This is a genomic window from Chryseobacterium sediminis (assembly GCF_008386505.1).
Taxonomy (GTDB): domain Bacteria; phylum Bacteroidota; class Bacteroidia; order Flavobacteriales; family Weeksellaceae; genus Chryseobacterium; species Chryseobacterium sediminis.
In genome coordinates this window covers 1,702,335-1,723,265 of sequence record NZ_VUNZ01000001.1, presented here as the reverse complement: position 1 = coordinate 1,723,265, position 20,931 = coordinate 1,702,335, and the positions used below count along the sequence as shown (strand labels likewise).

Sequence of the window (20,931 nt, the reverse complement as noted above, 5' to 3'; positions counted from 1 at the left end):
TCTAGTTATAAAGAGTCTTTCTGAACCACTTGTCAGCAAAATTAAAGCCGATTTTCAGGTTGATAAAGTTCTGATTGATCAGGTTATTTTTAAGAGTTCCTCTTTTACCTACTTCAAGTCCTATTTCAAGACCACTCATTCTTGTGATACTACTGTTTTTGAATGGAAGCATAACCCCTGCAGAAATACCGAATTTGTTGATGCTTGTTCCTTCCAGTTTAAGATTTCCTCTCTCATAGAAAGCTCCATATCTGTAGATAACCCTTGAGAAATAGCTTCTGAAGTTATTATAGTTAGGTAAGTACCATCCACCGGCAGAAATTCTGTACGTATCCTGAAAGTCGAAAGTTTTACCGAAATAAGAGATATCTTCTCCTTTTTTATAATCCACCTGTCCTGATAGGAACCAATGGTTTTCACTTCCATATCCAACCCCTACGGATGCCTGTAATGGAAGAAGGTTTTTAGATTTTGTTTCCTGCTGATCTATGATTGTTTCATATACCTTATTGGTTTCCTGAGCATCAGAGTATCTGTAAGTACTGTTGATGTATTCAGTAGTCATATTACTGGTGTTCCCAAAAGTAGCAGTAGCTCCTACTGTGAACTTTTTATCAGTACGGGTATTTAAAGTCTGGTAGCTTGTACCGAGCGTAAAGTTAAAGTTTCTGACTCTGTTTTTAGTCTGATAACCATTAACATATTCACCAGCGTAACTGCCTGTAGCAGGGTTGTACGCACGGAATTCATTAAGGTCATTAAGGTCTCCAAAATAAAGGTTCGCTCTTGCTCCTACAGAAAGTTCCTGATTAATTTTATAAGAAACAGCAACCTGTGCAGTATTCAATGTTCCGCTGCCTTTAAAGTTATTTTTATACAGTGGAGTTCCGTCTGCTGCCAGTTGTTCATTTACGATGTCATAACTTTTAGAACTGTATGGCTGATAAGAGATCCCCATTTTCACTTTTGAAGATAATGGAAATGCAAGCGAAATATTGGAAAGATACGTAGAATGCTTTGTAGATTTCATATCGTTATAGTTCGATTTGAAATAGTTGTTTTCATTGGTAGCTTCCAGTCTGATACTCGTAAGTTCAAAATTGGCGTTGTTTGCCGGGTTGGCAAAATTGAAACTACTCGTGAAATCACTTATAAAAGCAGTTGATATACCTCCCATAGAAGTAGTCTCGATCGTATTATCATATTTCACATCCCCAATTCCATAAGTTGCATACGGCGAGTTGCTTAGACTCTGTGCATTCAGAAAATATCCAACTGATATGAATGATACTACAAAGATTTTTTTCATTCTTTATTTTTAAAACAATGCGCAAATATCTTAAATATTAATGAATTGTAAAAATTATATGTGGTTAAAGTTTGTTAAGGGCCTTTCTTTCAAAGAAAAATGCAAATTTTCATCAATTAGAATATCAATTTTATTATATAAAAAAAGACTGTTCAATATTGGACAGCCTTTGTTTATAGGATTTATCATCTCTATGTATTATTTTACCTGTAACACAGAACGTCTGTGGCTAAAGCTTTCAAAACTGAACTTCCCATGGTATTTTCCCATTCCTGAAGTTCCCACACCTCCAAATGGTAAATAATGTGAACCCACATGAATGATAGTACTGTTGATCTCAGCATCTCCGCTCGTGGTATGATGCAAAACGTTATCTGCAAATTCCTGATTTTCTGTGAAAACATAGAGTGCCAGTGGTTTTGGACGGTTGTTTATTTCTTCCAGCGCCTCATTAATATCATTATATGTCATAATAGGAAGGATAGGACCAAAGATTTCCTGCTGCATTACCTGATCGTTCCATGTGATATTATCCATTAAAGTAGCTTCAAAATGACGGGTTTCCAGATCATAGCTTCCTCCATAAATTACTTTTTCAGGAGCTGCTTCCAGATAACCTGCCAAATGTTTAATCTGATTTTGGCTTACAATTTTCCCGATTTTTCCTAATGAATTGCCTTCATAAGTGGTATTTAAATGAGCTTTAAACTTGTCAATAAATGCATCCTTTACAGATTCGTGGATATAAATATAGTCCGGAGCAACGCAGGTTTGCCCGCAATTGATCCATTTTCCATAAGATATTCTTGCTACTGCTTTATCCAGATTGGCATCTTTATGAACAATCGTTGGTGATTTTCCTCCAAGTTCCAAAGCAAGTGGAATTAATTGCTCTGCAGCAGCTTTCATCACAATTTTTCCAACGTTCGGACTTCCTGTGAAGAAAATATAATCAAAAGGAAGGCTTAATAACAGAGTATTCTCTTCAATAGCTCCCTGAATGACTGCTACATAAGATTCATCGAAAGATTCTTTTACAATATTTTCAAGAACCTGGGCAACATGAGGCGTATTTTCAGAAGGCTTTAGAATTGCTGTATTTCCTGCAACCAAAGCTCCGATAAGCGGACTGAATGTAAGCTGAACCGGATAATTGAAAGGACCAATAATATACGTAACACCATAAGGTTCATACATTACTTTGCTCATTACTTCGGCTCCTGATGGATGTGGTTTTGAAGGTACGGGTGTTGGTTTTGCCCATTCATCAATATTCTCCAGAAAATAATCCAGCTCGCTAATGACAATTTGAATTTCCACATACTCTGCTTCCTTTCTGCTTTTTCCCAGATCAATAGATAAGGCTTCACAAAGATCATCCGTATGTTTTAAGAAAACGTCACGAAATTTTCTTAATTGTGCTTTTCTGAATTCAATATCTTTTGTCTGATTGGTTTTGAAAAAGGCTTTCTGCTGTTGAAATATTCTTTTGATCTTTTGTTCCAGGTTTGTATCCATTGGTGTACGATTTTTTATTATTTGAAAATGATGTGAAAGTGTAATGAATTTACGAAAAATTTCACTCTGTGAATTTATTGTTTAAAATTAAATTGTGTAAAATTTAATTTTAAGTTTTATTCTAATCTAATTATTGATATTTCCTATAATAGAGTAGGAGTCATGCTCTTTTTAAAGTTACAATCTATAGTTTTATGCATTTTAAGCAGACTTAATTTTATAAATTGAGATAAGATTTTTTATCTTTGAAACATGAATTGGGAGAACATCGCCGGACAGACGAATCTGAAAAAACTTCTTAGAGAAAGCATTGCCGAAAACAGAGTGAGTCATGCTCAACTTTTTGTAGGAAAAGAGGGATACGGAACCCTGCCTATGGTTTTGGCCTATGCAAAAGAGATTTTAAATCGTGAAAATGAGCATGCTGCGGCGAAGGTAGAACATCTCAATCACCTGGATCTGCATTTCAGCTTTCCTGTTTTTACTGACAACAGAAATTCTTTAAGTAAGAATAAATTTGATGAATTCAGAGAAATGATCATGGCTTCTCCCTATGCAAGCTATGATGACTGGACTGCTTTCTTAGAGTCTGAAAACAAACAGCTGTTTATTTCTGCCGATGAAATTGATGACCAGAATCAGAAGTTTTCTTTGAAAAGTTTTGAAGGAGGAACCAAAATCCTTATCGTATGGAGAGCTGATAAAATGAATATTGCAGCTTCCAACAAATTTCTGAAATTTTTAGAAGAACCGCCCGCAAAAACGATCATTCTCCTTACAGCAGAAAGCAGCAATGATATTCTTCCTACCATCCTTTCCAGAACACAGATTGTAGAAATCCCGAGAATTCATGATGAGGATATTGAAAACCATCTCAAAAAGAACTTTTCTGTTTCAGAAGAAAAAGTGAAAGAGATTGTTCATGAAGCGCAGGGTGATCTTAATGAAGCCATAAAACTGTTGAATTCCGGAGATAAAACCAATGAATTTGAAAAACTTTTTGTACAATGGGTGAGAGATGCCTTTATGGTAAAAAAGAAACCTGAGTATCTGAGAAGTATTATTCTTTGGGCAAGAGAAATTGCCGGATGGAACAGAGAAAAGCAGAAAAATTTCCTGAACTACTGTTCAGAAATCTTCAGACTGGCATTGCTTCAGAATTATCAGTCCGAAAATCTGGTATATAAAAAAATCAATGTGAATGGATTCAACTGGACAGGATTCTCAAAATTTATCAGCGGGGCGAATATTGAACATATTTTAGAGGAAATCAATACAGCCGATCTGCATCTTACCCGAAACGGAAATCCTAAAATTGTCTGGACTGATCTAGGGATAAAATTATCAAGATATATTCACAAAAGCGCATAAATAAAACTCCGGTAATAGCCGGAGTTTTTGTTTTTTTTTTCCTTTTTTTAACTGTATTTTACATTAACATTGTGTTAAAGACTCATATTTTGCAGTGAATTTTTTCTAAATATTTCATTATTATTAAACTTTCTGAAGCCATTTTTGTCTAAAAAGAGGCTTTCCAGCAGTTCCAGCGCTTATTATAGAAACCATCTTTTCCTTGCAATAAATTAAATCTATATTAAAAAATCAATCAATCGTTTGATTTGTGTTAAAACTTGTGTACATTTGCGCCCTGAAAAATGAACACTAACATGATTTCAAAAGAAGAAAATATATTATTTGCAGCCGAAAAGCTTTTTGCAGAAAAGGGATTTGAAGGAACTTCCACCCGCGAAATAGCAAAGGACGCTAATGTAAATATTTCTATGATCTCGTATTATTTTGGCTCTAAGGAAAAACTTTATGAGAAATTAGTAGAATACAGAATGAATGAAGGTCAGTTTTTTTCAAAAGATCTTTTGGGAAGAACCGATATCAACGAGTGGCAGAAAATTGAAAAAGTAATTGATCAGTTTTCTAACAAGATCCGAACTCAAAAATGCTTCTACAGGATTATGCAGAGAGAGCAGCTGCATACAAAGAATCCTCAGATTGTAGAATTTTTGAAACAAACCAAAATGGGATTCCTTTCTATGTACTCTCAAATATTGGAAAGTGGTCTTAAAAATGGAATTTTCACCAAAAATCCTCCTATTTATCTGCTTCATTCCACGGTAAGCGGCACTTTATTTTATGCTTTCAATGCTAAAGAAATGTATAAAGAGTTCCTGAATGAAACAGAAGATGAAGAAACTTTTGATGAAAAATACTATACAGAACTTAATAAACATATTAAATACTTACTAAAAGACCTTTTAGGTTATGAAGAGAATAAATAATTCAGTGATTGCATTATCACTATTCGTAGGGATAGCAAATGCAAATGCTCAGGAGAAAAAAACACTTTCTCTTGACGAAGCTGTACAGTTGGGAATCCAGAACAGCAAGAATCTCAAGATCGATGCAGCCAAGATCGAAGAGGCTACAGCTGATCTTTTGGAAGCTAAAAACAGACAGTTGCCGGAATTGAAAGTATCAGGAAGCTATATGTACCTTCCTATAAAACCGAATGTAGATATTAAACTTCCGGGTGTTTCAGGAGCAGGAGGTCCTGAGGTGCATCAGGTGGCTTATGGTTCAGCTAATCTTAGTGTTCCCATCTATAGTGGCGGAAGAATCAAATATGGTATCCAGTCTGCGAAATATTTGGTGGAAGCTTCAAAATTAAGCACTGAGAACGACAAAATTGCTATTGCTTATAATGTGGCTCAGGCTTATAACAACTTATTTAAAGCTAACCAGTCTATCAAAGTTTTTGAAGAAAACCTTGCTGCTTCTCAAAAAAGAGATGAAACTTTCCTTAAAATGGAAAACAATGGTTTGATTGCAAGAAATGACAGATTAAAAGCAAACCTTCAGACTTCAAATATCGAACTTCAGCTATTGGAAGCTAAGAACAATTACAATATTGCCAATATCAATATGGATTTGTTACTAGGCATTCCTGAGACTACAGAGTTAGAAGTGGATGAAAACTATATTGAAGAAGGTTCAGATGTGAAACCGGTTGATTTTTATGTAACGGAAGCCAGAGAAAACCGTAAAGATTTACAGGCTTTGGCACAGCAGAGAAAAGCGGCAGAGTTGGGATCAAAAGCTGCAAAAGCTGAAAACCTTCCTTCTATTGCATTTACCGGAGGATATGTAGCTGCAGATATTCCTAAGTTTCTTACCGTATACAATGCCATCAATGTAGGAATCGGGGTTTCTTATAACTTATCCAATCTATGGAAAGAAAATTCTTCATTAAGACAGTCGCAAGCGAGAGAAAAGCAATTGGCAGCTACGGATGAATTACTGAATGACAACATTAAGCTTGATGTCAACAGAGAGTATCAGAATACAGACTATTCAAAAAAGAGAATTGCTGTTTTTGAAAAATCAGCTGAACAGGCTAATGAAAATTACAGAATTACAAAAAATAAATACGATAACGGTCTTGCAACCATGACAGAATTACTGGATGCAGACGCGGCTCAGATCGCAGCAAACGTAGGTGTGATCAATGCTAAAGCAGATGCTGCCTTGGCATATAGAAAACTATTACAGACAACAGGAACTTTAACAATTAAATAATCAGATCGAAACCAAAATGGAAAATAATAATACACAGGCAGCTGAACCTAAAAAGAAAAAAAGTTTAGTTTTTCCTATCATTTTAGCGGCAGTAGTAATCGGAGGAGGAATCTATGGTTACAGAGCCTTTACTTACGGACAGTATCATGAAGAGACTGACGATGCTCAGATTGCTTCCAATATGGCACCGGTAATTTCTAAAATCTCTGGATATGTAGCTCAGGTAAAAGTAAAAGATAACCAGTTTGTAAAAAAAGGAGATACATTGGTGATTTTGGATAACAGAGATCAGAAAATGGCTCTTGATCAGGCTCAGGCAGCATTATCTACTGCTAAAAGTAATATTTCAAATGCAGAAGCTACTACTACAGCGACTTCTAAAAATATCGGTTCTTCAGAAGCAGCAGTAGTAACGGCTAATGCTCAGATAGAAGCGGCAAAAGTAAACGTTTGGAAGACTTCTCAGGATTTGAAGAGATATGCTAATCTTGTAAAAGATCATTCTATTACAGAACAACAGTATGAGCAGGCTTTAGCAGCAAAACAATCTGCAGACAGACAGTTACAGGTTTTAGTTGATCAGAGAAATCAAATTGCACAGCAAACTCATATTGCTTCTTCTCAGACAGCAGCAAGCTCACAACAAATCAGTGTTGCAGGATCTGTTGCTAAACAAAGAGAAGTAGATGTAGAAAATGCAAAATTAAACTTATCATACACTGTAATCCTTGCACCAGAAGATGGATACGTTGGAAAAGTACCTACACAGGCAGGCCAGTATCTACAGGCGGGGGCACAGTTGTTTGCTTTGGTTAAAAATGATCAGAAATGGGTTGTAGCTAACTTTAAAGAAACACAGGTAGATAAAATGGTAGAAGGACAGAAGGTGAAAATTGAGATTGATGCTTTCCCTGATCAGGAGTTTGAAGGAGTGGTAAGTTCATTCTCTCCGGCTACAGGAGCTACTTTCTCTATTCTTCCTCCGGATAATGCGAGTGGTAACTTCGTAAAAGTAGTTCAGAGACTTCCTGTAAAAATTGATTTTGTAAATCTTGACAAGAATATTGCAAAAAGATTAAGAACAGGAATGAACGTAAAGGCAGAAGTTGCTTTGAAATAACATTTAAAACTGTTAAAAGTCAATGAACTTCGTTGTCAATAGTGAATTAGCTTTGCTGTCAATTAAAATAAGAAGCTTTAAAATTCACCATTCACTTGCGAAGAAAAATTAATTCACCATTGATTTTTAACATCGAAAAAAACTTATGCAAGATTCATTAGTAGAATATGGAGCGCGGAGAGTAATCATTACGATTACGGCTATACTTTGTGCCCTTCTTGAAATTGTAGACTCCACGATTGTAAATGTTGCCTTGAATGAAATGAAGGGGAATCTTGGATCTACACTTTCAGAAGTGGGATGGGTAATTACGGCTTATGCCATTGGTAACGTAATTATAGTACCAATGACGAGCTGGCTTTCCCAGCAGTTTGGGCGTAGAAATTACTTTGCGGCATCCATCATTATATTTACCATATTTTCATTTTTATGTGGAAATGCGACTAATATCTGGGAACTCGTGTTCTTCAGATTGATGCAGGGAATCGGGGGAGGAGCCTTATTGGTAACCTCACAGACGATCATTACGGAATCTTATCCGATTGAAAAAAGAAGTATGGCACAGGCTATTTATGGTCTGGGAGTAATCATTGGTCCTACATTAGGTCCGCCTCTTGGAGGATATATCGTTGATAACTTCAGCTGGCCATATATTTTCTATATTAATATTCCGATTGGAATTGCAGCAACCTTGATGACACTGCAGTTTGTAAGAAGTCCGAAATATGCAGAAAAACGTAAAGTCTCGGATGTAGACTGGATTGGGATTGGATTGCTGGCAGTAACGGTAGGCTCATTACAGTTCATTCTGGAAAGAGGACATGAAGAAGACTGGTTTGCCAGCGGAATGATTGTAGCCTTCACAGTAGCTGCTGTTTTAGGATTTATATTATTCCTTTGGAGGGAACTTACCTTTAAGTATCCTATTGTTGAGCTTAGAGTACTCAAAAATAGTAATTTAAGAATTGGGACCATGATGTCTTTTGTACTTGGATTTGGGCTTTACGGCTCCACGTTCATCGTTCCTTTTTATACTCAGAGTATTTTGGGCTGGACGGCACTTCAGTCAGGAGCATTGATGATTCCGGCAGCTTTAACGACAGCCTTCATGATGCCTATTATCGGTAGATTATTGGCCAAAGGAGCGAAACAGCAGATCCTGGTTTCTTTAGGATTGTTTATCTTCTTTGTCTATAGTTTTTGGGGATATAAAATTCTGACACCGGACACCAGTAAAGATGCATTTTTCTGGATGCTGATTGTAAGAGGAGCTGGTTTAGGATTACTGTTTATTCCAATTACATCCCTATCCTTAAGTACATTGAAAGGGCAGGAGATTGGTCAGGGAGCAGCTTTTACCGGGATGATGAGACAGCTGGGAGGATCTTTCGGGATTGCAGCGATCACCACTTTTATTGCCAATGCAGGACAGAAGTACAGAAATAACTTAATTTCCCATCTGGATGAAAACAGTTTTGATGTCCAGCAAAGGCTCGCAGCCCTTAAAGCAAATTTTATAGCAAAGGGAATGACACCTGATGCTGCAATGAATGCCGCCTATAAAATGCTCGATTTATCTGTAACTAAACAGGCAACAGTACTCTCTTATATGGACGTATTTCTTTATCTCGGGGTAATATTCCTGATATGTATTCCGTTTATCTTACTCGTAAAAGAAAGAAAGAGCAAAGAAAAAATAGATTTGAGTGAAGCCATGCACTAAATTTTAATTAAAAACCTTCGAGAATATCGAAGGTTTTTTTTGCTCATTTTAGCTGTAAAATAATGCTAGACAGTAACTTTAAGTTTTAATTCTGTTAAATAAAAAATAATATCACTTATTGGAGAGTTTAATTATTTTTTCTAGCTTTACACGAACAAATGAAAAAATATGAATAGATTCCCTCATCCCTCAAGTTCTTTTCAAAAAGGCATTTTCCCAATAGAGTACCGGATTTTATCTGAATATCAATTGTAATATTATTGATTGAGCTGCCTTTTACTTTGTTTTTATATTCAATAAAGACAATGTTCTTATTTCCGAAAGCTTATAAATATCGTCTTTCGTTTCATTTTTTTACTAAACCATGATCTCAATATACTTACAAACTATTAAATATGAATCAAATACAGCTGCCGGAAACCTATCTGGCATTATCAGACTTCAGAAAGCATGATGTCTATCTTCCTGAAATGAATCAGGCTCAGATTATTTCAGATTTTTTCCCCTCAACCTTTACAGAACTTACCCAGCGTCTGTCAGATATTACAGGAGCTTTTTACGGTGGAATGCTCAAGCAGATTGGCAGACTTTACGGGGCCGAAGCAATCGAGCAGCTTTCCAGTACATTCATGTATGATCTCGGATCCAGAATGACACTGAGAAATCTCGAAGCAAAACCTAATCTGCAGCCCGGGATTCCGGCTGTAGCCAAAATACTGATAGGAGCAATTTTTACATCCAGTCCCGAATATAATTTTGAATTTAAAGAATTAAATGACCACCAATGTGAGCTGCTGATCAAAGGAGTAGACCGTTACCATAAAATTACGCAGAGCCTGCAGATCGCGGGTCTGCTGAAATGGCCAGTCATAAAACCTTTTATTCAGGGAGTTTGCGATACCATGGGGCTGGATGTTTTATTGGAAATAAAAGTACTGAAACTTGATCCGGACAGTTCATGCAGCTATCATGTGGTTATCGCAGAAAAATAGGATTCTTATAAATATCTCGCTGATTTTACGGATTTCACAGATCTTACTGTAATGAATTTTTATCTCAAAATAGTAATAAAAGCGGACTTTAATCCGCTTTTATTATGAATAAATATCCAATGGTTTTGGACAAAACTATAAGAAAACTTACGATTTAGTTGATTCCGTAGATTTTATTTTCATGAAATCATATAGGTCATCTGCCATATTCAATTTTATCGGAGATAAAATCTTTGCGTCTTATAGCCTAAGCATGAAAATCCTTTGTGCCTTTGCGTATACCAACAAAATATTTTATTTAATACTCTCAATCCACTCAATTCCACTGATATCTGTGAGTTTCAGCGCATGAATTTCACTTTTCTGAAGAATATCATCAATATTCAAAGTTATATTCGCCTTTGCTCCCAGAGGAATGACCAGGCTGTGCTTTCCGGGTTTTACTTTGGCAACATAATGATTCTGTATATTTTCTTTTGAAAGTCCAGAGAGCTTTTGCTGGTCAAATTCTTTTAAAATCCTTCCGTTTTTATCCAAAATGTGGATACCTATCAGGAAAGAACCATAGACATCAGCTCCTTCCGTTCTGTACACTTCAAATTTTAAATCCGAAGTATTGTGGGAGATATTTGAAATTTCCAGTTTGGGTTTTACCGATTTATTATGCAAAGTTCCCCATACACCTCCATGGAAATACTGATTGGTAAAAAGCGTTAAACCAAATAGGATAAGCGAACCTGTCAATACAAGAATTTTTGGTTGTGTGACAGGAAAAGTTCCTGAGCCCAACCATTTGAACCACCTTTTTTGAGTGAAGCTTTCATTCTTCTTCATGAAATAATAATCTAGTGAATAAGGACCGCTTCCGGTAAGAAACAGAACAAATCCGCCAGCAACTCCTAAAACTCCTATCTGCCACTCATCAAGACAGGTTGTTCCCAGCCAGCCGGAACCCAATAGAATCCCGAGGGCAAGGCTGAAGATCCCGATACTCATCAACCGTGTAAATAACCCGAGAATAATGAATAATCCCACAATAGCTTCAATAATAGTGAACATCATCATGGATCGCTGTAGGGCATCCGGATGAGTAACCAGATATTCAATAATAGGTTTTATGCCGAGTGCATTCGGTAAAAAATGATTAAATTTTTCCCCGATATATCCCTGTTCATCAGGAATAAGTTTATTTTCGAGGATAAGTCTGCGCCAGAAGGCTGAAAAGTAAGTCCATCCGATCACCATGCGGAGGGATAAAGTATATAATCCGGCCAGGTCCGAAGACTGGCTGTTTACGGTATGTTTCATTGAAATTAATATTGTATTGTAAAAAACTGATTTTTAATTAGGTTAAAAAAGTTTAAACCAGATTAAGCTTCAGTCTTTTAAATAAAATATATTTCGGAGGGCTGTTTCCGGTAGAATGCCCTGAGTATTCGTTGAAAAATATCTTTTTATCAGCAAAGACTCCTGCAGAAGAATAAAAGCTGGAAAAAGAATCTTTGTACTGCTTCTGAATGTTAGCTTTTGATGCTGAGATCTTTGTTGAGGCAGATGCCACATCACAGCTTGAAGAAAGAGATGAAGTTATCTTTACCTTATTCAGCCCGCTGATGTACTGGATGTCAAAAATATCAAGTACATTTCTTTTTACAGAACACGGCGATAATGAAAACACCAATACAAGCATGGTAATGACAGCTTTATAGGTTTTCATATGGAGTCCTGAATGGGGCATGGTTACAAAACTACACTTTATTTCAATGTAAGATTAATAAATTGTAAAAAATCGTCTTGCTGATCAACAAATAAGTAATGAGAACAGTTGTCAATAAGCTTGAAATTTTTCTTTCCTACGATATTTTTAAGATCATTCAGCTGTTTTTGTGAAAATATTCCGTCATTATTACCATATACCGCAAAAATGGGAATTCCTTTTTTCCGGATGTCTTTTAGAACGGCAGTATTATCAAGATTGTTCAGAGGTTCATTTTTATAGAATTTCAGAGGAGAATCAGAATTTCTGATGTTGTTTTTATAAAATTCACCCGCTTTGTATTCGTTTCTCAGCATTTCACTTTTGGGAGTAGGATTGGGCATATCAAAGAAGCTTAGCTTAGCAGCCATTTCATAACATCTTTTTCTGTAGGCCGCAGAATTTTTGTCCAGATTTTCTATTTCCGAAATCTCTTTAAGCTGTGCAGAATCGTTTTTAAAATGTTCTTTTGCCTGTTTTAAAATATGATCATAAGTTTCCTGCTGGGTAAATAAAGCGCCGGCAAGAGTCAGAGTACTTACTTTTTCTGGAAATTGTGAAGCGAATAGAGTCCCGATAATTCCACCGAAGCTATGAGCAAGAATATTTGCTTTTTTGAGATGATAAGTTGTGTAAATTCCTTTTAAATCCTCAAAACTTTCTTTAAAGGTCATGGTGGCATTTTCATCTTTTGAACGGCCTTCACCGCGTCTGTCATAAACAATGACATAAAATCCTTTATCAGCCAGTTTTTGAGCTGTAGTTCCTTCAAATAAAGTGGCATTTCCGCTCGGTCCTCCATGAATAAAAATAACAGACGGATTTTTCGGATTTCCATACGCCTTAGAATATAAATTCTGTGCTTTAAAGATAATTGAACATAGTACAAAAAGGACTGAGATCAGTGGCTTCATGGTGGTTATTTTGAGTCTTCTAAACTACTGAATATTCTCGGATCAGAAGAAAATAAACTGATACAAATATGATTAGATTTTAAAATAAAAAAACACTACTGACGGACAGTTGTCACAAACCTGTCTTATCTTTATAACATTATTTAGAATTTAAACAGAATATTGTAATGAGTTATTGTTTAGCAATAGAAGGCATGCAGCCCGAAAGCAGAAAAGAACTGCACAAAAATTACCATGACAACTATTACGGATTTCCTATTCATGATGATAATGAATTGTTTGGAAGACTGATTCTGGAAATCAATCAGGCAGGCTTAAGCTGGGAAACCGTTCTCAAAAAAGAAGACAGTTTCAGAATAGCTTATGACAATTTTAATATCCGGAAAATAGCAGCTTATACGGAGGAAGACAGAGAAAGACTGTTGAATGACAGTGGAATTATCAGAAATAAATTAAAGGTAAATGCTGCCATTGAAAATGCCAGAACAATTTTGGAACTTCAGAAAGAATTCGGATCATTTGAAAAATGGCTGGAATACAATCATCCTTTGACATTGCAGGAATGGATGAAGTTATTCAAAAAAACATTCAAATTCACAGGCGGAGAGATTGTCAATGAATTTTTGATGAGTACCGGATATCTGAAAGGAGCCCATCATGAAACCTGTCCGATACACTCAAAAGTTTTGGCCCAAAAACCTTTGTGGAAGAGAAATCTAGATCACTAATACATTTAGATCCCTACGGAATGAGAAATAGAAGTATTTAACTTTAAACAGGCCTTTGTCATTCCGTAGGAAACTTAATCATTCTTTAAAGTTTCTTTCATGAGTTCTTTATGCTCATTCCCCCATTTTTCAAATTCAAGAATTATGGGTTTAAGCTTATAACCAATTTCTGTAAGCTCGTATTCAACCCGTGGTGGAACTTCAGCATACACTGTTCTTGTAATAATCTTGTCTTCTTCCAGTCTGCGAAGCTGAAGGGTAAGCATACGTTCGGTAATGTTCTGAAGCTTTTTTCTAAGTTCCCCGAATCTCATTTTTCCATTGACCAGATAACAGCAGATGGCCAATGCCCACTGTCCTCCGATAATGTTGGACGCATAGATTTCCGGACATTCATCAGCAAGGGCTTTTTTATTGGCAAAACTGGTTGAGGTTTCCTTTATTTTAGTCATTACTTACATTTTTTATAGTACCATACAATGGGTAGCTAATGTACGAAATGTAAGTTACGTGTAGTAATTTTGTATCAGAAATTTAAGCATAATGAAAACCTTAATAATTGTAACACACCCTGATATTGAAAAATCAGCGATTAATAAAAAATGGATTGATGAGCTAAGAAAATATCCTGAAAAATATACGGTTCATCAATTATATGAAGCTTATCCCGATGGGAAAATTAATGTAGAAAAAGAGCAAAAGCTGATGGAATCTTATGACAAGATTGTATTTCAGTTTCCTTTTTACTGGTTCAGCAGTCCGCCACTTTTGAAACAATGGCTGGATGAGGTGGTTTTGTACGGCTGGGCCTATGGAAGTAACAGCGGTTTCAAGCTTGCCGGAAAGAAAATGTCACTGGCTGTTACAGCAGGAATTGATGAAGAAGGGTACAGCGCATCCGGAGAGTACAAATATACCATGAAAGAGCTTTTCAGACCTTATGAACTGACTTTTGATTATATAAAGGCTGATTACAAAGAACCTTTTGTTTATTACGGAATTGAAAGAGATTCTTCCGATGAATGGATCAACAGAAGTGTTCCGATGTATCTGGAGTTTTTGGATAATTTATAACAGAGTAAAAAGTAAAGTTGAACTTTAATTAAATGAGTTCAACTTACTTTTCTATGTATTCAAAAGGCTCTACATTCCAGTCCTGCACATATTTCTTTATTGTATTACTGTCAATATTAAAGGGAACATCCTGATATTTCCAGCCTTTTGAAGGAACTTTTAAATCTATAAGATAGTTCTCAATGGAGTAGATATCAAGAACTTTTGCATTTTTAGGTTTTATAGAATCAAAAATGATGAGAAACTTATCTCCTTTTTTGTAAGAACAATTTGTCGTTTTATAATATATTTTATTACTAACTTGATAGCTATAATCTGTTCCTACACCATTGTTATTCTTTGGATGCCAATCCGTAATAGCCTCTCCAATTGTATATTTAGGCCTTTTGAGCATTTTTTTTACCCATAAATTCTCGTCTACCATGCAGAAAATGATCAATCCTAAAGTGAGTACCAAAAGAATAATATGGAATTTTTCAAAGATAAATTTTTTCATGCTCTATGATCTACATTTCATCTATTCTCTATTTAAAATCCTGTTGATTCTTGTCTCAGCTTCTTCCTTTGTAATTCCATTATAGAAATCATCAACAAACGGATGATCATAGCTTTGATGAGGATAAACAAGCGGACGTCCAATAGAATTATTTACTACCACAGTTGTAGGGACACTTTCCTCAAACTCATAATCTGGAAGATACGTGGAAAGCCATCCGAAATATTCAGCTTCAAATTCCTTATTATCGTAATTCTCAACATATTCATTAAAGCTCTTTTCACTCAATGAAACCCAAATTCCATAATCCAGATCTCTACAGTCATCATTAACCTCCTGTACAAGAACTGTACGGATAAATCGGTGTGTATTTTCAGGATCATTTACGACACACAAGTCTGAACTGAGTTCTGCATTCTTTAATTCTTCTTCGGATAAGCAGGAATAAAAATAAGGAGCATTATAGGCTAACGCAGGCCAGTCTTCTTTCTCTTCTCCACAGCATTGGCAGATGTATTTCATGATTAAATTTGTTTTTCCGCTAAAATACCTAAAAATCCCTATCCCACCGTAGGTGTATCCTCTTCTTTCAATATTTTCTTTTCTTTCATGGTGAGCATCATTCTTTCATATTTATACTTTTCCCAATCGAATCCATTGAGAAAATCAAGAGCAGCCTGAAAACCTCTGTTGAAAAGTTCTTCTTTCTCGTCTCTTTTCATAAAGAAATTCAGCCAGCTGCTAGTCCCGCAATTTACACTCTGTATACTGTATAAACGGTAAAAAGTATGTTTGGTAAGGAAGGTTTTGTCATTAAAACCTTTTAAAGTACTGATGATATTCCCCGCATAGCTGAAGGGGGTCTTAAGGATTTCTGTACTGGTTTTCCCTTTTTCCGATAAAATAGCAGAATCACTCGTCAGCTGTACACCGAAAAGCGGCATTCTCGGATAAAATACTTCATCGGCATGAAACAGATCGATCGGGAAGTTGGAAATACTGCCTCCATCAATGAAAACTCCGGCAGGGTTAATATCTTCCGGTTGGGTATTCATCCAATATCTCCAGGCATACTTTACAGAGCTGTCGTCTTTATTGATTTGTTTCTGAAAAGGTTCAAAGAAAAAAGGAACAGCCATAGAAGCTCTTACGAATTCAGCCGGACTAATGTGCTTCAGTTCTTCTTCAGACCAATAGAGGTTGGCCATTGTAGGAAGTTCTACTTTAATTTTAGCGTTGATATCGGTGGTAATGACAACATATTCAGATTTGAGAAGGTAAAAAGGATTGTTTTTATAATAATCATTATTGAGGGCGCTTTCATAGAAAATTCTATATCGGGTCTGATCAATATGTTCCTTATTTTTTATTTTAATCTTCTCGATACTTTGCAGTGTCATTGTATAATATTCCTGCCCGTTTCCATACCGATAATTGAGATTCAGATCCCGTTCTTTCTGAATAAATTTTTCATTGAGGAGGGCCACCGTTTTTATTCCAAATTGATCCAGTGCATTTTGCATGGTATTCTGGAAAACATTTCCGGGATTGAGACCGCTGTTTTCTTTCCTGAAATTGTTGTACAGCTTTTTAACACAAAAAAAGAGAATGACAGCCGGAATCAGAGGAATCAGAAACATCAGTTTGGCATTCAGTATCGTAGCTGAAGAAGCCAAAAACGGAATACTGATCAGGATAATGAAAAGGATCACAGCAATAATGGCGTTGATCTTAAAAAAATCCTTATTGTTTAGCATCGCATGGAGGGTAGTTTTCACATAGGTTTTCCCATCCATAAAATCCGAAAAATCCCAGCTGAAAAGGATATCTTTGATAAGCTCACTTTTGGACTCTTCTTTGGTTTTGCAGGCTGCAATAAGCATTGTATTAATGGCTCCGGCACTCGTTCCGGCCACTTTCAGAAAACGGATGCTGAATATTTCCAGACCGTAAAGATAACCTACCAAAGCACTTCCCCAGACACCACCACCTTCCTGTACAAACTCTATATACTGATTCCCGGACTGATCAAGGAGATCAGAAAACTCTTTGGCAGATATATTCTCATGCAAAGCAGCCAGTTTATCTTTGGAGGCCTGCGAAAGAGAAGAATCTTCCAGAATTTTGTTGAGGTTTTCAGCGGTCATGGTATTTTATTTTGATGGTATTTGGGTTAAAGACAAAAAAGTAATCAACCGATTTTATATTTTATCGAAGATAAAATCTTTGCGCCTTAAAATATTATATTATTGCATATTCTCTGCGTCTTTGCGTTGATATAAAAATTAATCACCACTGTCTTCGTCTCACATAAATAAAAGTACTGATCACAACGGTTGCCATAGCTCCCAGCGTTATAAAATAACCGTATTTATGATGAAGTTCAGGCATATTGTCGAAGTTCATTCCGTAAACTCCGGCAATAAAAGTGATCGGTAAGAAATAAACCGAATAGATAGCCAAAACTTTCATAACCTGATTCGCTTTTTGATCCGAAAGAGCCAGAAACATCGAAATAAGGTTGGTGATCTGAATATTCAGGTGATCAAAATCCGCTACTACATCCTTATGCTTATCCTTCAAATCAACAAATTCGGAGTCCTGTAAATTCAGTAATTTAAATTTATCAATGGCATCTGTGGAAATTACCAGTACCCGTGAATTTAATCCTGATTTTCGTTTCAGCTTATAAAGACGGCGGATCTGGCTTGTATGATTGGTATTTTTAAGGAAAATTTCATTCTCTATATTGTCCATAGTTTCAAACAGACTTAAAGATTCATCATCAAAACTTTTCATGATCAATATTGCAATCATCAGCGTGATCTGCTGAGGATTAAGATCCTCCTGAATCAAAGAAACTTTCTTCTTCACTTCAGTGATGCTTCTGGTTTTCATCCTGTGGATGGTGATAATTGTATTCTCCACCAGAAAAATCCCGATCTTGGTGCTGATATCACTGATGGTATTCAGATTCTTTCTTTCCAGCTCTGTACTTTCACGAAGGAGAAAAAATTTGACATTTCCGTCTTCTTCATATTTGGGAAGGTGGTTGGGATCCATGGTGTCTTCCAGAAGAAGATTGTTGATTTCATATCTTTCATGAAGAAATTTCAGGTCTTCTGCAGTAGGAGCCTCTACATCTACCCATTCGCACTGGGAGGTTCTGTATATCGTATCAATTGGCATAAAGTAAAAATACTAATATTTTGAAAAACTATGTGTTAAATAAGTTTTATCTTTGCCAAAATTAAAAAACTATATGATTAAAAGTACAATAAAAGGTGTGGGATTTTATGTTCCAGATAACGTTGTTACAAATGATGATTTAGCAAAACTAATGACTACCAATGATGAATGGATTACGGAAAGAACGGGTATCAAGGAAAGAAGACATAGAAAAAACAGGTACGATTCTCAGGAAACCAGTGCTTATCTAGGTTTTAAGGCTGCGGAAAAAGCAATTCAGAATGCAGGACTTACCTCAAAAGATATTGATTATATTGTTTTTGCTACTCTTTCACCGGATTATTACTTTCCCGGATGTGGAGTATTGCTTCAGGATATGCTGGGATGTGATACGATCGGAGCATTGGATGTAAGAAATCAGTGTTCAGGGTTTGTGTATTCTATGAGTGTTGCCAATGCATTTATCAAATCAGGGACCTATAAAAATATTCTTGTTGTAGGAGCGGAGGTTCATTCTTTCGGATTGGATTTTTCTGACGAAGGTAGAGGAGTGTCTGTTATTTTCGGAGATGGGGCAGGAGCTGTTGTTCTTTCTGCATCAGAAGATGAAAATGCAGGAGATATCTTGGCAATGAACATGCATTCAGAAGGAAAATATGCTGATGATCTTTGTACTCAGTTCCCGGGCTCAAAATTCGGATGGAGTGACAGAATGAGAAAAGATCCTGAAAATGTAACTAACAAGGAAGTATACCCAATTATGAACGGTAACTTCGTGTTTAAGCATGCAGTAACAAGATTCCCTGAAACCATGATGGAAGCTTTAAACAAAGCAGGAAAAACAGTTGAAGATCTTGATATGTTCATTCCACATCAGGCGAACCTTAGAATTGCTCAGTTTGTACAGGAAAAATTCGGTTTACCGAACGAAAAAGTCTTTAACAATATTCAGAAATACGGAAACACAACCGCTGCTTCTATTCCTATTGCTTTAAGTGAAGCGATTGAACAAGGGAAAATCAAAAGAGGAGACTTGGTGCTTCTTTCAGCTTTCGGAAGCGGATTTACCTGGGGAAGTGTTCTATTTGAATACTAAGAGAAGATCATAGCAAAATTGCTTAATGATATTTATAAAATACAAGAGGTAGCCCTATTTTCTCGTATATCACAACCGAAGACGTGAAAATTCTCCTCCGCTGGAGGGGTGGCGAAAATTCAAAGAATTTTTGACGGGATGGTTTATTTTACCATTTTCTACTCTCCAAACAACATAAAAAAACCGCAGAACTTCAGTTCTGCGGTTTTTGCTTTATGTATTCCTATTAAAGGCTTTTTAATAATTTTTCGGTGTCAGTAGAATCTTGTCCTGTACTTTTTGCCAGCTCAATAGACTTTTCAGCCCATGTTTTTGCATTTTTCTTATCACCAATCTTATTGTAAAGATTTGCCAGAGTATCTGTATTGGCAAAGTTCTGATCTTTCTTTACAGATTCCTGTGCCCATGCAATTGCTTTTTCCAGTGAAGTCTTATTGCTTACATTTTCAAAGAAGTTCCACGCAAGAGAATTCAGCTCTTCAGAACCTGCTGCAGAGTAGTCTTTGTAAAGTTCAAGGATCAATTTTTCATATTCAGGAATATCTTTATTCTTTAAAGCTCTGTTAGCTTTCATTCTTTTTAAGATCTTTTCTGCTTCCTCTTTACTAAGAAATTTCTGAGTTTCATACATGAAATAGGTATCATCCCATTTTTTAGTATCTGCATTATATGCTTTTTTGGAAACGGTATTCAGTTTGATGTTTTTATCAAATTTTTCATACTTATCTTCCGGAAAGAATTTAACGATATCTGCTTTTTTATCCTGAAAAATCTTGTACAAAGGGCTGTCTGTAGTTTGAACCCCTGAAAGAAGCATCTGAATATCTTCCTGATCTAATGTTGCTTTCTGCTGGAAATAACGGTTCATAACTTTACCGGCAAACTCAGCATCATTATACATTGTAAGCCCTGCAAGATTCTTTAGAAATTCAGGATCTTTTTCCCCTTTCTCAAACTGTTGCTTCAAAGAAGTTAATCTTTTGTTTGGATCTTCAGCATCTTTTGCAAACTGGATAAAATCTTTTTCTTCAACATATCCTAATGTTCTGTGAACCGCTTCACCATTTCCGTCAATAAACAGATAAGTAGGGAATGCTTTTACATTATATTTCTTAGCCAGCTCAATTCCTTCACCTTTTTCCATGTCAATTTTAGCATTGATGAAGTGAGAATTATAGTAGTCTCCCACAGACTGAAGCGGGAAAATGTTTTTTACCATTAGTTTACAAGGTCCACACCATGAAGCATATGCATCTATAAAGATCAGTTTTTTTTCTTTTTTTGCTTTGGCAAGGATAGAGGCAAAATTGCCGTCTTCAAATTTAATCCCTTGTGCCCATGCAAGAACTCCTATAAAGATTGAGGAAAGTATTGCTATTTTTTTCATAAAAACTTTTTTATTCCCTGCAAATGTAATAAATATGA

20 protein-coding genes are annotated in these 20,931 nt (G+C 36.0%); 9 read left to right on the top strand and 11 right to left on the bottom strand.

Going from position 1 to position 20,931, the window contains the following annotated elements:
- Nucleotide 1: 1 nt before the first annotated feature.
- Nucleotides 2–1,309: a hypothetical protein gene (locus FW780_RS07835; RefSeq protein WP_149833082.1), complete on the bottom strand. Its 1,308-nt coding sequence runs from the start codon at nucleotides 1,307–1,309 to the stop codon at nucleotides 2–4.
- A 198-nt stretch (nucleotides 1,310–1,507) separates the two neighbouring features.
- On the bottom strand, nucleotides 1,508–2,827 hold the full coding sequence (gene mdlD / locus FW780_RS07830) for an NAD(P)-dependent benzaldehyde dehydrogenase MdlD (RefSeq protein ID WP_149833081.1): 1,320 nt from the start codon (nucleotides 2,825–2,827) through the stop codon (nucleotides 1,508–1,510).
- A 252-nt stretch (nucleotides 2,828–3,079) separates the two neighbouring features.
- On the opposite strand from mdlD, the gene FW780_RS07825 reads away from it, so the two are divergent.
- The 6 genes from FW780_RS07825 (at nucleotide 3,080) to FW780_RS07800 (ending at nucleotide 10,253) form a co-directional block, all read left to right on the top strand.
- Nucleotides 3,080–4,198, top strand: a complete 1,119-nt coding sequence (locus FW780_RS07825) for a DNA polymerase III subunit (RefSeq protein WP_149833080.1) — start codon at nucleotides 3,080–3,082, stop codon at nucleotides 4,196–4,198.
- 284 nt (nucleotides 4,199–4,482) lie between these two features.
- On the top strand, nucleotides 4,483–5,121 hold the full coding sequence (locus FW780_RS07820) for a TetR/AcrR family transcriptional regulator (protein WP_149833079.1): 639 nt from the start codon (nucleotides 4,483–4,485) through the stop codon (nucleotides 5,119–5,121).
- On the top strand, nucleotides 5,105–6,418 hold the full coding sequence (locus FW780_RS07815; RefSeq protein WP_149833078.1) for a TolC family protein: 1,314 nt from the start codon (nucleotides 5,105–5,107) through the stop codon (nucleotides 6,416–6,418). The genes FW780_RS07820 and FW780_RS07815 overlap by 17 nt, the downstream gene beginning before the upstream one ends.
- 16 nt (nucleotides 6,419–6,434) lie before the next feature.
- Complete coding sequence (locus tag FW780_RS07810) at nucleotides 6,435–7,538, top strand: HlyD family secretion protein (protein ID WP_047433975.1); 1,104 nt, start codon at nucleotides 6,435–6,437, stop codon at nucleotides 7,536–7,538.
- A 145-nt stretch (nucleotides 7,539–7,683) separates the two neighbouring features.
- The gene (locus tag FW780_RS07805) at nucleotides 7,684–9,261 is read left to right on the top strand and encodes a DHA2 family efflux MFS transporter permease subunit (RefSeq protein ID WP_149833077.1); all 1,578 of its coding nucleotides are present in this window, start codon (nucleotides 7,684–7,686) and stop codon (nucleotides 9,259–9,261) included.
- 395 nt (nucleotides 9,262–9,656) lie between these two features.
- On the top strand, nucleotides 9,657–10,253 hold the full coding sequence (locus tag FW780_RS07800; protein WP_149833076.1) for a hypothetical protein: 597 nt from the start codon (nucleotides 9,657–9,659) through the stop codon (nucleotides 10,251–10,253).
- A 294-nt stretch (nucleotides 10,254–10,547) separates the two neighbouring features.
- Here FW780_RS07800 and FW780_RS07795 read toward each other — a convergent pair whose 3' ends face one another.
- From FW780_RS07795 to FW780_RS07785, 3 genes are read right to left on the bottom strand one after another with little or no spacing between them, the layout of a single operon-like run.
- Entirely contained in the window at nucleotides 10,548–11,561 is a 1,014-nt protein-coding gene (locus FW780_RS07795; RefSeq protein WP_149833075.1) for a TQO small subunit DoxD, read from the bottom strand.
- Between the two features lie 52 nt (nucleotides 11,562–11,613).
- Nucleotides 11,614–11,970 (bottom strand): hypothetical protein, encoded by a 357-nt coding sequence (locus FW780_RS07790; RefSeq protein WP_149833074.1) that lies wholly within the window; start codon nucleotides 11,968–11,970, stop codon nucleotides 11,614–11,616.
- A 38-nt stretch (nucleotides 11,971–12,008) separates the two neighbouring features.
- On the bottom strand, nucleotides 12,009–12,923 hold the full coding sequence (locus FW780_RS07785; RefSeq protein ID WP_149833073.1) for an alpha/beta hydrolase: 915 nt from the start codon (nucleotides 12,921–12,923) through the stop codon (nucleotides 12,009–12,011).
- A gap of 167 nt (nucleotides 12,924–13,090) precedes the next feature.
- Between FW780_RS07785 and FW780_RS07780 the strand changes: the two genes are divergently transcribed.
- Nucleotides 13,091–13,651 carry a DNA-3-methyladenine glycosylase I gene (locus FW780_RS07780; RefSeq protein WP_149833072.1) on the top strand — a complete coding sequence of 187 codons (561 nt, stop codon included), beginning with the start codon at nucleotides 13,091–13,093 and terminating at the stop codon, nucleotides 13,649–13,651.
- A gap of 74 nt (nucleotides 13,652–13,725) precedes the next feature.
- Here the strand turns inward: FW780_RS07780 and FW780_RS07775 are convergent, their stop codons facing one another.
- Nucleotides 13,726–14,103, bottom strand: coding sequence for a winged helix-turn-helix transcriptional regulator (locus FW780_RS07775; RefSeq protein WP_149833071.1), 378 nt, complete (start codon nucleotides 14,101–14,103; stop codon nucleotides 13,726–13,728).
- Between the two features lie 91 nt (nucleotides 14,104–14,194).
- On the opposite strand from FW780_RS07775, the gene FW780_RS07770 reads away from it, so the two are divergent.
- On the top strand, nucleotides 14,195–14,725 hold the full coding sequence (locus FW780_RS07770; RefSeq protein ID WP_149833070.1) for an NAD(P)H-dependent oxidoreductase: 531 nt from the start codon (nucleotides 14,195–14,197) through the stop codon (nucleotides 14,723–14,725).
- A gap of 43 nt (nucleotides 14,726–14,768) precedes the next feature.
- On the opposite strand, the gene FW780_RS07765 is transcribed toward FW780_RS07770, so the two are convergent.
- The 4 genes from FW780_RS07765 to FW780_RS07750 all read right to left on the bottom strand — a co-directional run bounded on the left by FW780_RS07765 (nucleotide 14,769) and on the right by FW780_RS07750 (nucleotide 18,410).
- On the bottom strand, nucleotides 14,769–15,221 hold the full coding sequence (locus FW780_RS07765; protein WP_149833069.1) for a cytochrome ubiquinol oxidase subunit I: 453 nt from the start codon (nucleotides 15,219–15,221) through the stop codon (nucleotides 14,769–14,771).
- A 21-nt stretch (nucleotides 15,222–15,242) separates the two neighbouring features.
- Nucleotides 15,243–15,743, bottom strand: a complete 501-nt coding sequence (locus FW780_RS07760) for a DUF2199 domain-containing protein (protein ID WP_149833068.1) — start codon at nucleotides 15,741–15,743, stop codon at nucleotides 15,243–15,245.
- A gap of 38 nt (nucleotides 15,744–15,781) precedes the next feature.
- The gene (locus FW780_RS07755; RefSeq protein WP_149833067.1) at nucleotides 15,782–17,368 is read right to left on the bottom strand and encodes a patatin-like phospholipase family protein; all 1,587 of its coding nucleotides are present in this window, start codon (nucleotides 17,366–17,368) and stop codon (nucleotides 15,782–15,784) included.
- Between the two features lie 142 nt (nucleotides 17,369–17,510).
- Entirely contained in the window at nucleotides 17,511–18,410 is a 900-nt protein-coding gene (locus FW780_RS07750; RefSeq protein ID WP_047421246.1) for a magnesium transporter CorA family protein, read from the bottom strand.
- Nucleotides 18,411–18,483: 73 nt separating this feature from the next.
- On the opposite strand from FW780_RS07750, the gene FW780_RS07745 reads away from it, so the two are divergent.
- Nucleotides 18,484–19,506: a 3-oxoacyl-ACP synthase III family protein gene (locus FW780_RS07745; RefSeq protein ID WP_149833066.1), complete on the top strand. Its 1,023-nt coding sequence runs from the start codon at nucleotides 18,484–18,486 to the stop codon at nucleotides 19,504–19,506.
- Between the two features lie 226 nt (nucleotides 19,507–19,732).
- Here FW780_RS07745 and FW780_RS07740 read toward each other — a convergent pair whose 3' ends face one another.
- On the bottom strand, nucleotides 19,733–20,893 hold the full coding sequence (locus FW780_RS07740) for a thioredoxin family protein (protein ID WP_149833065.1): 1,161 nt from the start codon (nucleotides 20,891–20,893) through the stop codon (nucleotides 19,733–19,735).
- Between the last annotated feature and the right edge of the window lie 38 nt (nucleotides 20,894–20,931).

Bases quoted from the DNA above. Each gene is read 5' to 3' on its own strand.
- FW780_RS07835 (WP_149833082.1), bottom strand. From the start codon at position 1,309: ATGAAAAAAATCTTTGTAGTATCATTCATATCAGTTGGATATTTTCTG.
- mdlD (WP_149833081.1), bottom strand. From the start codon at position 2,827: ATGGATACAAACCTGGAACAAAAGATCAAAAGAATATTTCAACAGCAG.
- FW780_RS07825 (WP_149833080.1), top strand. From the start codon at position 3,080: ATGAATTGGGAGAACATCGCCGGACAGACGAATCTGAAAAAACTTCTT.
- FW780_RS07820 (WP_149833079.1), top strand. From the start codon at position 4,483: ATGAACACTAACATGATTTCAAAAGAAGAAAATATATTATTTGCAGCC.
- FW780_RS07815 (WP_149833078.1), top strand. From the start codon at position 5,105: ATGAAGAGAATAAATAATTCAGTGATTGCATTATCACTATTCGTAGGG.
- FW780_RS07810 (WP_047433975.1), top strand. From the start codon at position 6,435: ATGGAAAATAATAATACACAGGCAGCTGAACCTAAAAAGAAAAAAAGT.
- FW780_RS07805 (WP_149833077.1), top strand. From the start codon at position 7,684: ATGCAAGATTCATTAGTAGAATATGGAGCGCGGAGAGTAATCATTACG.
- FW780_RS07800 (WP_149833076.1), top strand. From the start codon at position 9,657: ATGAATCAAATACAGCTGCCGGAAACCTATCTGGCATTATCAGACTTC.
- FW780_RS07795 (WP_149833075.1), bottom strand. From the start codon at position 11,561: ATGAAACATACCGTAAACAGCCAGTCTTCGGACCTGGCCGGATTATAT.
- FW780_RS07790 (WP_149833074.1), bottom strand. From the start codon at position 11,970: ATGAAAACCTATAAAGCTGTCATTACCATGCTTGTATTGGTGTTTTCA.
- FW780_RS07785 (WP_149833073.1), bottom strand. From the start codon at position 12,923: ATGAAGCCACTGATCTCAGTCCTTTTTGTACTATGTTCAATTATCTTT.
- FW780_RS07780 (WP_149833072.1), top strand. From the start codon at position 13,091: ATGAGTTATTGTTTAGCAATAGAAGGCATGCAGCCCGAAAGCAGAAAA.
- FW780_RS07775 (WP_149833071.1), bottom strand. From the start codon at position 14,103: ATGACTAAAATAAAGGAAACCTCAACCAGTTTTGCCAATAAAAAAGCC.
- FW780_RS07770 (WP_149833070.1), top strand. From the start codon at position 14,195: ATGAAAACCTTAATAATTGTAACACACCCTGATATTGAAAAATCAGCG.
- FW780_RS07765 (WP_149833069.1), bottom strand. From the start codon at position 15,221: ATGAAAAAATTTATCTTTGAAAAATTCCATATTATTCTTTTGGTACTC.
- FW780_RS07760 (WP_149833068.1), bottom strand. From the start codon at position 15,743: ATGAAATACATCTGCCAATGCTGTGGAGAAGAGAAAGAAGACTGGCCT.
- FW780_RS07755 (WP_149833067.1), bottom strand. From the start codon at position 17,368: ATGACCGCTGAAAACCTCAACAAAATTCTGGAAGATTCTTCTCTTTCG.
- FW780_RS07750 (WP_047421246.1), bottom strand. From the start codon at position 18,410: ATGCCAATTGATACGATATACAGAACCTCCCAGTGCGAATGGGTAGAT.
- FW780_RS07745 (WP_149833066.1), top strand. From the start codon at position 18,484: ATGATTAAAAGTACAATAAAAGGTGTGGGATTTTATGTTCCAGATAAC.
- FW780_RS07740 (WP_149833065.1), bottom strand. From the start codon at position 20,893: ATGAAAAAAATAGCAATACTTTCCTCAATCTTTATAGGAGTTCTTGCA.